The 302-nt window shown below is 66.6% G+C and carries 1 protein-coding gene; it reads right to left on the bottom strand.

What is annotated here, in order from left to right:
• Nucleotides 1-302, bottom strand: a 302-nt coding sequence (locus JHD69_RS20825) for a hypothetical protein (protein ID WP_199142210.1), incomplete at both ends; no start/stop codon positions are given.

Genomic DNA, 302 nt, shown 5'->3' with positions numbered 1-302 from the left:
CCCCCCCCCCCCCCCCCCCCCCCCCCCCCCCCCCCCCCCCCCCCCCCCCCCCCCCCCCCCCCCCCCCCCCCCCCCCCCCCCCCCCCCCCCCCCCCCCCCCCCCTTTTCAAGCAGAAGACGGCATACGCGATCATGAGTACTGTCTCGTGGGCTCGGAGATGTGTATAAGAGACAGTGGTAAAGCTGCGCGTAATACTGCAGCCATTTGCATCAGTTATCGTTACTGTGTAGTTTCCTGCAACTAAGCCCGTAGCTGTAGCAGCGGTTCCGCCACTTGGAGCCCATGAATAGCTATAAGCTGG

It is taken from the genome of Pedobacter sp. ASV12, assembly GCF_016429155.1.
Classification (GTDB): Bacteria; Bacteroidota; Bacteroidia; order Sphingobacteriales; family Sphingobacteriaceae; genus Pedobacter.
Note: the sequence above shows the minus strand (reverse complement) of the source record. Positions and strands in the feature narration are given on the sequence as shown.